11 protein-coding genes are annotated in these 12,390 nt (G+C 71.8%); 8 read left to right on the top strand and 3 right to left on the bottom strand.

Annotated elements, in window-relative coordinates; all coding sequences use genetic code 11:
- Window positions 1-1,100 precede the first annotated feature (1,100 nt).
- From alr to GEV07_24775, 4 genes are all read left to right on the top strand, one after another.
- Window positions 1,101-2,240, top strand: a complete 1,140-nt coding sequence (gene alr, locus GEV07_24760) for an alanine racemase (GenBank protein ID MQA05787.1) — start codon at window positions 1,101-1,103, stop codon at window positions 2,238-2,240.
- Between the two features lie 110 nt (window positions 2,241-2,350).
- Window positions 2,351-3,298, top strand: coding sequence for an alpha/beta fold hydrolase (locus GEV07_24765; GenBank protein ID MQA05788.1), 948 nt, complete (start codon window positions 2,351-2,353; stop codon window positions 3,296-3,298).
- A gap of 85 nt (window positions 3,299-3,383) precedes the next feature.
- Window positions 3,384-4,229, top strand: a complete 846-nt coding sequence (tsaE, locus tag GEV07_24770) for a tRNA (adenosine(37)-N6)-threonylcarbamoyltransferase complex ATPase subunit type 1 TsaE (GenBank protein ID MQA05789.1) — start codon at window positions 3,384-3,386, stop codon at window positions 4,227-4,229.
- 42 nt (window positions 4,230-4,271) lie between these two features.
- Complete coding sequence (locus tag GEV07_24775; GenBank protein MQA05790.1) at window positions 4,272-5,168, top strand: LLM class flavin-dependent oxidoreductase; 897 nt, start codon at window positions 4,272-4,274, stop codon at window positions 5,166-5,168.
- A gap of 13 nt (window positions 5,169-5,181) precedes the next feature.
- On the opposite strand, the gene GEV07_24780 is transcribed toward GEV07_24775, so the two are convergent.
- Window positions 5,182-5,364, bottom strand: a complete 183-nt coding sequence (locus GEV07_24780) for a hypothetical protein (GenBank protein MQA05791.1) — start codon at window positions 5,362-5,364, stop codon at window positions 5,182-5,184.
- A 23-nt stretch (window positions 5,365-5,387) separates the two neighbouring features.
- A complete protein-coding gene (locus GEV07_24785) occupies window positions 5,388-7,076 on the bottom strand; it encodes an acyltransferase family protein (GenBank protein MQA05792.1) in 1,689 nt (562 codons plus the stop codon).
- Between the two features lie 249 nt (window positions 7,077-7,325).
- Between GEV07_24785 and GEV07_24790 the strand changes: the two genes are divergently transcribed.
- Window positions 7,326-7,550: a hypothetical protein gene (locus tag GEV07_24790; GenBank protein MQA05793.1), complete on the top strand. Its 225-nt coding sequence runs from the start codon at window positions 7,326-7,328 to the stop codon at window positions 7,548-7,550.
- A 243-nt stretch (window positions 7,551-7,793) separates the two neighbouring features.
- Here GEV07_24790 and GEV07_24795 read toward each other — a convergent pair whose 3' ends face one another.
- The gene (locus tag GEV07_24795) at window positions 7,794-9,491 is read right to left on the bottom strand and encodes an alkaline phosphatase (GenBank protein ID MQA05794.1); all 1,698 of its coding nucleotides are present in this window, start codon (window positions 9,489-9,491) and stop codon (window positions 7,794-7,796) included.
- A 249-nt stretch (window positions 9,492-9,740) separates the two neighbouring features.
- Between GEV07_24795 and tsaB the strand changes: the two genes are divergently transcribed.
- The 3 genes from tsaB to tsaD are packed head-to-tail and all read left to right on the top strand — an operon-like array spanning window position 9,741 to window position 11,907.
- Complete coding sequence (tsaB, locus tag GEV07_24800) at window positions 9,741-10,406, top strand: tRNA (adenosine(37)-N6)-threonylcarbamoyltransferase complex dimerization subunit type 1 TsaB (GenBank protein MQA05795.1); 666 nt, start codon at window positions 9,741-9,743, stop codon at window positions 10,404-10,406.
- 8 nt (window positions 10,407-10,414) lie between these two features.
- Window positions 10,415-10,852, top strand: a complete 438-nt coding sequence (gene rimI / locus GEV07_24805; GenBank protein ID MQA05796.1) for a ribosomal-protein-alanine N-acetyltransferase — start codon at window positions 10,415-10,417, stop codon at window positions 10,850-10,852.
- A gap of 14 nt (window positions 10,853-10,866) precedes the next feature.
- The gene (gene tsaD / locus GEV07_24810) at window positions 10,867-11,907 is read left to right on the top strand and encodes a tRNA (adenosine(37)-N6)-threonylcarbamoyltransferase complex transferase subunit TsaD (protein ID MQA05797.1); all 1,041 of its coding nucleotides are present in this window, start codon (window positions 10,867-10,869) and stop codon (window positions 11,905-11,907) included.
- The last annotated feature ends 483 nt before the right edge of the window (window positions 11,908-12,390 follow it).

The following is a 12,390-nucleotide window of genomic DNA, read 5'->3' on the forward strand; positions in this document are numbered from 1 at the left end:
CGTACTCCCGTGCCAACGGTGGCTGGCTGTCCGAAGCCGACCTCGCCGAGTTCAGCGTCGACGTCGAGGACGCGTGCGTCACCAACTACCGCGGCTACGACGTGTACGGGTGCGGCCCGTGGTGCCAGGGCCCGGTCGTGCTGGAGACGCTGAACATCCTCGAGGGCTACGACCTGGCGTCGCTCGGCCCGCAGAGCGCGGACGTCTACCACCTGGTCGTCGAGGCGCTGAAGGCCGCGTTCGCCGACCGCGACAGGTACTACGGCGATCCCCGGCACGTGGACGTGCCGCTCGACGGGCTGCTGTCCAAGGAGTACGCGGCGAGCTGGCGCGCGCGGATCGACCGCACCGCGGCGGCGCCCGGGATGCCGATGCCCGGTGACGCGTGGCGGTTCTCCGCCGCCGACGAGCCGGCGCCGACGAGCCGGTGGCGGCACCCCGACCCGAGCGTCGGCCCACAGGACCCGGACACCAGCTACCTCTGCGTCGTCGACGCGGCGGGCAACGCGTTCTCCGCGACCCCGAGCGACGGCGTGGCCACCGCCCCGGTCGTGCCCGGCCTCGGCTTCATCCTGTCCGGCCGCGGCAAGCAGTCGTGGCTCGACCCCGGGCACCCGTCGGTGGTACAGCCGGGCAAGCGGCCGCGGCTGCTCCCCAACCCCGGGCTCGTCCGCAGGGGCAACGACCTCGTGCTGCCGTACGGCACGCCGGGTCTGGACGTGCAGCCGCAGGCGATGGTGCAGTTCCTGGTCAACGTCATCGACTTCGAGCTCGACGTGCAGTCCGCGATCGAGGCGCCGAGGTGCGCGACGTACAGCTTCCCCGCGTCGTCCGACCCGCACCCGTACCGTCCCGGGCTGGTCGCGCTGGAGCAGCGCGCCGGCGAGGACGTCGCGGCGGCGCTGGCCGCGCGCGGGCACCAGGTCGAGCCGTGGCCGGCGTGGACGGGCACTGCCGGCTCGCTCGGCGCGATCCGGGCGGAGCCGCGCCGGCAGCTGTACGGCGGCGCCGGCGCCAGGCGGGTGGCGTACGCGCTCGGCCGCTGAGGGCGGGACGACCTCGTCGGCGGGCTGCGGGACAATGGCGGCGTGGATGCCACGCTGGCCGCAGAGGCGAGGGTCGACCTCGACGTGCTGCGCTCGAACGTCGCCACCCTGCGCGCACGGGTGCAGCGGCCGCTGATGGCCGTGGTGAAGGCCGACGGCTACGGGCACGGCATGGTGCCGGCCGCGAAGGCGGCGCTGGCCGGCGGCGCGGACTGGCTCGCGGTGGCACACCTCGGCGAGGCGCTGCAGCTGCGCGCCGCGGGGGTGACCGCGCCGCTGCTCGCCTGGCTCACCGTGCCCGGCGAGCGGTTCGCGGACGCGATCGCGGCGGACGTCGACCTGTCCGCCGGCGCGGTGTGGGCGGTCGACGAGGTCGCGCGCGGCGCGGCGGCCGCCGGCCGGACGGCGCGCCTGCAGCTGAAGGCCGACACCGGGTTGTCCCGCGGCGGCGCGACCGCCGCGGACTGGCCAGCGGTCGTCGCCAGGGCGCAGCAGTACGAGGCCGAGGGCCTGGTCCGGATAGTCGGCGTCTGGTCGCACTTCGCCTGTGCGGACGAGCCGGGACACCCGTCCGTGGCCGCGCAGCTGGCCAGCTTCCAGGCCGCGCTCGACTACGCGCAGGCGCGGGGCGTACGGCCGGAGCTGCGGCACCTGGCCAACTCGCCGGCCACGTTGACGCTGCCGGAGTCCTGGTACGACCTGGTGCGGCCCGGGCTGGCCTGTTACGGCCTCACCCCGACGCCGCAGCTGGGCGGGCCGCAGCGGTACGACCTGACCCCGGCGATGACGCTCGTCGGCCGGCTGGCCGGGGTGAAGCGGGTGCCGGCCGGTGCCGGCGTGTCGTACGGACACAGCTACCTGACCGAGCACGACACCACGCTGGCACTCGTCCCGCTCGGCTACGGTGATGGTGTGCCAAGAGCCGCATCGAACGCCGCGGAGGTGCTGGTGGCCGGAGAACGCCGCCGCATCGCCGGGCGCGTGTGCATGGACCAGTTCGTGGTCGACCTCGGCGACGCAGACGCGGCCGCCGGGGACGAGGTGGTGCTGTTCGGGCCTGGCACGGCGGGTGAGCCGACGGCGCAGGACTGGGCCGACGCGCTCGACACCATCTCGTACGAGATCGTCACCAGGGTCGGGGCGCGGGTGCCGCGCACGTACTCGGCTGCCATGGGGGAGGGACGGGCGCTTTGAACCGTGGCCCCAAGGTGGCCGGGATCGTGGTCGGTGCGGCCGCCGGCCTGCTCGCCGCTGGCACCGCGGCCGGTATCGCGGCGCAGCGGTATGCGGTCGGGAGGCTGCGGATGCGCCCAGACTCGGAGGCGCGGGAGCCGTTCGGCCGGCTACGCGGCCGGTCGCTGACCGTGCTCGCCGACGACGGCGTGCCGCTGCACGTGGAGATCGACGGCGACGACGACGCGGACGTGACCGTCGTGTTCTGCCACGGGTTCGGGCTGCGGTCGGACGCCTGGCACTACCAGCGGCGGTATCTGCGGCACCTGGGCCGGCTGGTCTTCTGGGACCAGCGCGGCCACGGCCGCTCCGGCCGCGGCGCCGACGAGCGCTGCACCATCGAGCAGCTCGGCCGCGACCTCAACGCCGTGCTGGGTGCGGCGGTGCCGCGCGGGCCGATCGTGCTCGTCGGGCACTCGATGGGCGGCATGACCATCATGGCGTTGGCCGAGCAGCACCCTGAGCTGTTCGGCGACCGAGTGGTCGGCGTCGGCCTGGTGGGCACCGCCGCGGACCCGGTGTCGTTCGTCGCCAGGAACTTCTCTCCTCGCCTGGACCCGGTGAGCGCTTCGGTGGTGGGCGTCCTGGGCAAACAGACCGCGCTGGTCGAAGGTGCGCGACGACTCGGCAGCGACCTGATGTACCTCTTGGTACACGCCTACGCGTTCGGCTCCGGTGCCGTGAGCCCGTCCGTCGCGACGTTCCAGGATCGGATGGTGCGACAGACGCCGATCGACGTGGTCGCCGCGTTCTACCCGGTGTTCGGCAACCACAACAGGTTTGCGGCGCTGCCGGTCATCGAGCGGGTGGAGTCCGTGGTCGTCGCCGGCGACGAGGACCGGCTCACCCCGCTCGCGCATGCGGAGACGTTGGTGAGCCATCTGCCCGGTGCCGAGTACGTCGTGGTGCCGCGTGCCGGGCACATGGTGATGCTGGAGGAGCCCGGCGCGGTCAACGAGGCGCTCGGCCAGCTGGTCGACCGTGCGCTGCTGTCCGCGGAATCGGACCGGTCGGCGTGAGGGGCGTACGGCGATGCGGCTGACGGTCACGGAGGCCGGGGCGGAGCAGGCGGTAGAGGTACATCAGGTCATCCACGAGGCGTTCATGGCTCGGCCGCGCCTGGACCCGCCCGCGGCCGCGTTGGCGGAGACGGTCGACTCGGTGCGCGAGGCGCTGGCGCGCAACGGCGGGCTGTTGTGCACCATCGACGGCGAGCCGGTGGGCGCGCTGCTGCTCGACCCGGACGGCGACGGCATCTGGCTGCGCCGGGTGGCCGTGGAGCCCAGGTTCCACAAGCACGGCATCGCCTCGGCGCTGGTCGCGTACGCGGAGGACCTGGCCGCCGCGCGCGGTTTCGACTGGGTGCGCGTGATCGCTCGCGCCGAGCTGCCGGGGACGGTGCGGTTCTGGCGGCACCGGGGCTTCTTCGACGAGTCCGCCGACGGCACCACGCTGGTGCTCGGCCGGCCGCTGCAGGTGGAGCTGCAGCTGCCGACGCCAGCGGACACCCGCGCGCTCGGCCGGCAGCTCGCCGCACACGTCGCGCCAGGCGACCTGCTGCTGTTGACCGGTGACCTCGGTGCGGGCAAGACGACGTTGGTGCAGGGTCTCGCCGAGGGCCTGGACGTCCGCGGCCAGGTGACGTCGCCGACGTTCGTCATCGCCCGGGTGCACCGGTCGCGCGGCGACGGCCCGCCGCTGGTGCACGTGGACGCGTACCGGCTCGGCGGCGTCGCCGAGGTCGACGACCTCGACCTGGACGTCGTAGTCGAGGAGTCGGTGACCGTCGTGGAGTGGGGCGCCGGCCTGGTCGAGGAGCTGTCCGACGACCGCCTGGAGCTCGCGCTGACCCGCCCGTCCGGCGAGGAGACCGGCGACGAACGGACGGTTCGGATAACGAGAGTCGGCGACCGCTGGCGCACGACCGACCTCAGGAAGCTCGGCGCCTGACCGCGTTGACCTCAACATCAGTTGAGGTTGTCGGATGGTGTCATGGCTACGATCGAGATCGGTACCGGCGCACCCGCGCCCGACGTCATGGACCTGACCTACGCCGCCAGGTTCGTGGAGGAGCTCGGCTTCGAGTCGGTGTGGATGCCCGACCTGGTCATCGGCGACGGTACGCCGGCGCTCGAGCCTGCGCTCGCGCTGGCCGCCGCCGCGGCCGCCACCGAGCGCGTACGGATCGGGTTCAGCGTGCTCGTGGTCCCGTTGCGGCCCGCGCCGTGGCTCGCGGTGCAGGTGGCGACCTTGCAGCAGTTGTCCGGCAACCGGTTGCTGCTCGGGGTCGGCACCGGTGGTTTCCCCGGTGCACCGTTCTGGCGTGCGCTCGGCGTACCTGGTCACGATCGGGGCCGCATCACCGACGAGACACTGCGCCTCCTGCCGCAGCTGCTGGCGGGCGAGCCGACGGCGGTCGTCGGCGGTGAGCCGCCGCTGACCTTGGCGCCCGCCGTGCCGATGCCGCCGGTGCTCGTGGGCGGCACGCACCGGGCCTTCCGCAGGGCGCTCGACCATGGCGCCGGCTGGTTCCCCTCCCTCGTCGCGCCCGACGACCTGGCGAGGTCGGTGACGACGTTGCGCGACCTGGCCGCCGAGCGCGGGGTACCGGTGCCCGAGATCACGGTCGGTGGGCACATGGTGATCGGTGACGACACCGAGGCGCGCTCGACGTACGACGCTCTCGTGCGCAACCTCGTCGACGTGCACGGGATGCCGCAGGAACAGGCGGCACGCACACCGATGCGGGCACGCAACGCGGAAGAGCTCGGGGAGATCTTCGCCGCCTACGCCTCCGCCGGCGCTGCCAGGATCGTCGCCGGTCCGGACAACGGTCCCTGGCAGACGCAGCTGGAACGGGTGGTCGAGGCCCGCGACCTGCTCGGCTGAGGGGCCGCCGTGGTCAGTCGTCGTCGAAGCCGAGGTACTCGAAGAGATCGAAGTCCTCGTCGTGCGGGTCGGCGATGATGCTGGCAGCCGCGCGAGTCATCCACTCCGACAGCGACATGTGCGCGTCCGCCGCGGCGCGTCGGGCCTGCGCCGCGACCTCGGCATCCATGGTGATGGTGATCTGCTCCGCAGGCATGGCGCGAATACTACTCCCGCACGTCAACCCTTCCCGGCAGCGCTATCGCCTCGAAACAGCCAGTTCAGCCGCGGTTCGACGAACGGACGCGCGAGGAACCGCACCGGGCGGCTGGACAGCAGGAGCGTGACGCCGAGCGCGACCGCGACGACCAGGAGCAGGCCGAGTACGTTCTTCGGCACCAGGTCGTACAGCTCGAGCGAGGTCGCGGCCTTGCGGAGGAACCTGTGCAGCACGTACACGTACATGGTCGCGACGCCGAGGCCGGTGAACCACGTGACGCCGCGCGGTACGACCGCGAGGAACGCGGTGAGCAGCACCAGGCCGATCGCCAGCGCGGCGGCGCGGTGCGCGATCCCGGAGCCGAGGCCGACGCCGAGGTCCGCGTAGCTCTCGTTGTAGAAGAACCAGACGTGCCCGCCGCCGCGGCCGAACAGGTACGCGCAGCCGAGCGCGCCCAGCAGGGTGGGGACGGCCAGGTATCGCGCGAGCTTGCTGCGAACGACGTCGAAGTACCAGTCCGGCAGCGTCAGGCCGAGTACGTAGAACGGCAGGAACCCGAGCACGCGCGCCAGGTCGAGGGTGGCCGGCAGCTGCGTCGCACCGGCGAGCAGCGAGACGGCGACGGCGAGCGCGACGGCGTACGCGGGGCGCAGGCTGTTCCACAGCGGCGCGCTCACCCGCCAGATGAGCAACGCGATGAGGAACCACATGGCGAACGACGGCGTGAGCAGGCTGACGCTGATCTCCGTGCCGCGCCAGACGTCGCGGAGCACCTCGTAGCTCGCCTCGAATACCAGGTACGGCACCACGATGCCGGTGACGACGCGTTGTGCCTGCCGCGGTCGGTTGGTGAAGCTGCGGGAGAGGTAGCCGGAGACGAGGATGAACACCGGCATGTGGAACGCGTAGATCGTGGCGTAAAGCGCGAGCCCGGCAGGCACCACGCGCATCGGGTCCACGGCGTGGCCGACGACGACGAGTGCGATCGCCAGCACCTTCGCGTTGTCGAGCAGCGGGTTGCGCTCGCTCTGCGGTGCCGCGACCGTGGCGGTCGTCGGGCCCGCCGTCACGACGGTGATTGTCCGGAGGAGCGGAACAGCCACTTCAGTCGCGGTTCCACCAGCGGCTGGCACAGGAACCGGGTCGGCCTGCTGCTCAACACCAGCGTGACGAGGAGAGCACCGGCGAGCACCGCGACGATGGCCGGGAACGTGTACATCCGCACGTCCTCGTAGATGCCGCTGTACTCCGCGCTCTTCACGATGAACCGGTGCATCAGGTACACGTACAGCGTGCCGGCGCCCAGCGACGTGAACCAGAGGTGCCTGCGGGGCAGCACCGCGAGGAAGGCGGTGCTCGCCGCGAAGCCGGCGACCAGCACCAGCGCCCGCCCGGTCATGCCGAACGCCTGGCTGACGCCCATCGTCTCGTAGCTGTACGTGTAGTAGAGCCAGTCGAGCTGAGTGTCGGGGAAGAACGCGTACGACGCGACGAACGGCGCGAGCAGCGTCGGCACGGCAGCGATCCGCGCCGCCTTCGTGCGGATCAGCTCGAAGTAGCGGTCGGGCAGCACCAGCCCGACGACGAAGAACGGCAGGAAGCCGAAGACCCGGTACAGGTCGAACTCGTCGGGCAGCGTGAGCAGCCCGGACGTGAGCGAGAGCGCGACCGCGATGCCGACCGCGTACGCCGGCCGGAATACGCGCCACAGTGGTGCCGTCACGCGCCAGAAGAACAGCGCTACCAGGAACCACATGGCGTAGCTCGGGTCGAGCAGGTCGATGCTCGGCGAGCCATTCGCCGCGTAGTAGTTGAAGATCTCGTAGCCGACCTCGAACACCAGGTACGGCACGACGATGGTCGTCACGATCCGCTGCGCCTGCCGCGGCTTGCTGGCGAAGCTGCGTGACAGCCGGCCGGCGATCAGGATGAACACCGGCATGTGAAAGGTGTAGATCATGACATACAGGGCGCGCATGAACGGCAGGTCGATGACCGCGGGCGCCTTGATCAGCGGCTCGGTCGCGTGGCCGATGACGACCAGCGCGATCGCCGCGATCTTCGCATTGTCGAGCAGCGGGTCGCGGTCCGGGCGTTCGCCCGGCGGTGGCGATCCGGCCTGCTCTTCTGTTGGCTGCGGGGGCGCCGTCGAGGGCCGCCGGCGGTTGGCCGGCCTCCGGTGACGCCTCCTCGTCGTTGGGGGCTGCGTCGCAACTGCACTGGCGATCGCGGCTCCCGCATGGTGTTGCTCGGCCATGCAGGTCACGTCTCCAGTCGACACGGATGGGGGGGCAAAGCCACGGTAACACTCCGTGGTCCTGCGACCTACCCCCGTGGCGGGCCGACGAGGGCCACGTTGCGGCTCCGCGGTGCTGGCGGCAGCAGAGCCGCAACGTGGGTGTCCATGCCCCTGGCGGGCCGGCCGGCTATTTCGGCCGGTCGCTCTCCCAGCGGATGGTGCGGTTGATGATCTCCTTGTCGGAACGCTGCTGCCGTGGCGTCGGCAGCGGGTTGTCTGCCGTCTGGTGCAGGCCCGGCTGGCCGTCCTCCGCGACGAACGTCGCCCGGGTGAACACCGGCGCGCCTTGCTCGTGGACGTACGGCAGGCACCGGAAGTCCGCGGTCATCTGGCCGGGCGTGATGGTGGTACGGACGTAGCCGCGCAGGTTGTTGTAGAACTTCAGGTGCGGGTTGATCTCGAGGAACGGGTTGTCCTTCGGGTCGGAATCCTCCCCGTTGCCGCCCGAGGTGATCGACGAGCAGACCAGCTCGGTCCCGACCGTCCGCGACGTCGGGTCCTCGTAGTCGAGCTTCAGCTCGCTCGCCCAGTGCGCGTGCACGTCACCGGTGAGCACGATCGGGTTGCGTACTTTGGCGTCCACCCAGCCGCGGGTGATCCGGTCGCGGGAGGCGACGTAGCCGTCCCAGGAGTCCATGCTCGCCCGCCGGACCGGGCCGGCGTCCGCGTCGCGCTGCGCGAAGAACACCTGCTGACCGAGGAAGTCCCATCGTGCGCGGGACTTCCTGAACCCGTCGACCAGCCACTTCTCCTGCTGGCCGCCGGTGATCGTCCGCTTCGGGTCGAACGCCTCCTGGCAGTCGTTCTGCCAGCGGTCGCCGCAGCTCTGGTCGTCGCGGAACTGCCTGGTGTCGAGCATGTGGAACGACGCCAGCCGCCCCCACTGCGCCCTGCGGTAGATCTGGATGTTCGGGCCGTTGGGGATGGACGACCGGCGCAGCGGCATGTTCTCGTAGTACGCCTTGAACGCTGCCGTCCTGCGTTCCATGAAGGTGGGCTTCTCCGCCGGGTTCTCCGGCATCTCGTCGGCCCAGTTGTTGTCCACCTCGTGGTCGTCGAACACCACGAGGAACGGCGCGGCCGCGTGTGCGGCCTGCAGGTCGGCGTCGCTCTTGTACTGCGCGTGCCGCTGCCGGTAGTTCGCCAGCGTGACGGTCTCCGGGCCCTCGTGGTCGCGGATGTTGCCGCCGGGGATGGTGTAGTCGCCCGCGGTGTACTCGTACTGGTAGTCGCCGAGGTGCAGCACCAGGTCAGGGTCGTCCTCGGCGAGCGCCCGGTAGGCGTCGAAGTAGCCGTGCTCGTACTGCGAGCAGGAGACGAAGGCCATCCGCAACGAGTCGACGACCACGTCGGGCGCGGGTGCGGTGCGGGTGCGGCCGACGGGCGAGACGTACGTGCCGACGCGGAACCGGTACCAGTAGTGCCGGTGCGGTTCGAGCTTGTCCACCTCGACGTGCACGCTGTGCGCCGCGTCCGGCGCGGCCGGCGTGATGCCGGACGCCGCGATCTTCGCCATGCCCTCGTCGGTGGCGAGCTGCCACTCCACCTCGAGGGTCTGGTTGGGCATGCCGCCGAGGCCGTCCTCGGCGAGCGGGTCGGTGGCGAGCCTGGTCCACAGCACGATGCCGTCGGAGCTGGGGTCGCCGGAGGCGACGCCCAGCGTGAACGGGTCCGTCGACAGTTCGCTCGCGGCCGCGCGGGGTGCCGCCGCGTGTGCGGTGGCGGGTGTCCACAGGCCGGCGCCGGCGGCGGCGCCGAGCGCGGCAGAGCCGGTGATGAGTGTGCGCCTGGAAATCGATGAACGTGGGGGGTTCGGTCTGGTCACTGTGTGTTCTCCTAGCCTCGGATCACGGGCACAGCGTCAGGTCGATTGCTTGCATCGAGTTGACGGGCGTGTGAGCGATTCACGTCGCCGTGATGGCCGTCTATGGGTGTCACCGGAACGCCATGGAAGTGCCACGGAGGTGTCGTCTCGGGTTCGCCCGCGCCTGCCGCCGTTCACCTCGCACCGCGATTGCGCGCGACAGCGTCGATTGCCGAGAGTCACTACCGGCGTGGGCGATACGCTGCGGGGGTGTTGTTGCTCGCGCTCGATACCGCGACCCCGGCCGTCACCGTCGCACTCCACGACGGCAGCGAGGTGTGCGCGGAGGCGACCGAGCTCACCAGCGGCGGCCGGCACGGTGAGCTGTTGGCGCCGCAGGTCGCCGACGTCCTCCACCGGGCCGGTGCGCAGCCCGGTGATCTCACGGCGGTGGCGGTCGGCGTCGGCCCTGGGCCGTTCACCGGCCTGCGCGTGGGCCTGGTGACGGCGACCGTACTCGGCGACGTGCTCGGCATTCCCGTACACGGGGTCGGCACGCTCGACGTGCTGGCCTGGCAGTCCGGGCTGACCGAGCCGTTCCTCGTCGCGACCGACGCGCGGCGCAAGGAGGTCTACTGGGCGAGGTACGCGGACGCGGCCACCGCGCGCTCGGCGCCCGCGGTGGGCCGACCGGCCGAGGTCGCGACGCCCGACCTCACCGTCGGGCAGGGCCCACAGCTCTTCCCCGAGGACTTCCCGAACGGCCGCGAGCCACGGTTCCCTGCCGCAGCGGCCCTGGCCGACGTGGTCGTCACCCGGCTGGCCAAGGGCGCCGAGCTGCTGCCGCCGACGCCGATGTACCTGCGCCATCCGGACGCCAGGGTGCCTGGACCGCGCAAGCCGGTGCTGCCCGCCGACCATCCCGCACCGGCATGATCACGCCGATGCGGTGGTGGCACATCGAGCAGGCCGCGGCACTCGAGGAACGGTTGTTCGTCGCGGACGCCTGGCCGGTGGAGGCGTTCTGGTCGGAGCTGGCGCAGGCCGACTCCAGGCACTACCTGGTGGTGGAGGATGCCGGCGAGGTGCGCGGCTACGCGGGGCTGCTCGCGGTGGACGGCGGCCCGGACGCCGACGTGCTGACGCTCGCCGTGCACCCCGACGAGCAGGGCCACGGCTGGGGCACCAGGCTGCTGCGTAGCCTGCTCGACGAGGCGCACCGTCGGCGGTGCGCGAACGTACTGCTCGAGGTGCGCGGCGACAATGCTCCCGCGCTTGCGCTGTACGAGCGGCACGGCTTCGAGCGGATCTCCGTACGGCGCGGGTACTACGCAGACGGCGACGACGCGATCGTGATGCGCCGCCGGGCCGGCGCGAACTAGGAGGAGGCGAGACGGTGGCGGCCGTTCCCGAGGAACCGCTGGTGCTCGGCATCGAGACGTCGTGCGACGAGACCGGCGTCGGCGTCGTGCGTGGGCACACGCTGCTGGCTGACGCCATGGCGTCGAGCGTGGACGAGCACGCGCGGTTCGGCGGTGTGGTGCCCGAGGTGGCCAGCCGCGCGCACCTGGAAGCCATGCTGCCGACGATGAACCGCGCGCTGACCGAGGCCGGCGTGACGTTGCGCGACGTCGACGCGATCGCCGTGACCGCGGGCCCCGGCCTGGCGGGGGCACTGCTTGTCGGGGTCGCGGCGGCGAAGGCGTACGCCTGGTCGGCGGGCAAGCCGCTGTACGGCGTGAACCACCTGTCCGCCCACGTCGCCGTGGACCGGCTGGAGCACGGCCCGCTGCCGGACCCGTGCGTGGCGCTGCTGGTCTCCGGCGGGCACTCGTCGCTGTTCGTCGTCGAGGGACCGACGCGTAAGGTCAGCTCGCTCGGCGGCACCGTCGACGACGCGGCCGGGGAGGCGTTCGACAAGGTCGCGCGGGTGCTCGGCCTGCCGTTCCCCGGCGGCCCGCCGATCGACAAGGCAGCCCGCGACGGCGACCCGGCGGCGATCGCGTTCCCGCGGGGCAAGGCGAACGACGGCACCCTCGACTTCTCGTTCGCCGGGCTGAAGACGGCCGTGGCCCGCTGGGTCGAGGGAAGGGAACGCGCCGGCGACCCGGTGCCGGTGGCGGACGTGGCCGCGTCCTTCCAGGAGGCGGTAGCCGACGTCCTCACGAAGAAGGCCGTCGACGCGTGCCTGCAGCGCGGCATCGACGCCCTGGTACTCGGCGGCGGCGTCGCGGCGAACTCCCGGCTGCGTGCCCTGGCCGAGCAACGCTGCGCTGCGGCCGGCCTCACCCTCCGCGTACCGCGCCCGCGCCTGTGCACAGACAACGGCGCCATGGTCGCCTCCCTCGGCGTCGAGCTGGTAACCAACGGCGCACCCCCGTCAACACTGGCCCTACCAGCCGACTCAGCCCTAGACCTCGACGTCGTCTCCCTGTAACCCGCCCCCAGGGTGGGCTTGGCACGGCACCCCGACCGGCGGCCACCGGCGGGGCTGGCTCTTGGCCTGGTTCCTCGGCCGGCTTCTGACCGGGGTGCGGGGATGTTGGGTGCATGACCTCGGCCGGCCGCCACGGGCGCTGGCTCGTGACCGGGGGTGCGGGCTGTTGAGGGTGGTACCTCGGCCGGTAGCCACGGGCGGCGCGGGCTCGTGACGTGGCTCGTCGGCCGGCGGTGTGGATTGTTGGCGTGGCGTCTTGGCCGGTGCTGGCTGGCCGGGATGTCGGGGTGGTGCGGTAGCTGGGCCGGCCGCTGTCGGCGGGGCTGGCTTGTGGCGTGGACACCGGCAACACCAGCAACTCAACCGGCAGGACCGAATCCCACAACGTCGGCTGATCATTTACAGTACGAAACACGATGGCCTCGACCCCTTCTCACCCAAGGGTTCGAGGCCATCCTCTCGACGAACAAACCCCCACTCAGA

It is taken from the genome of Streptosporangiales bacterium (assembly GCA_009379825.1).
Taxonomy (GTDB): Bacteria; Actinomycetota; Actinomycetes; order Streptosporangiales; family WHST01; genus WHST01.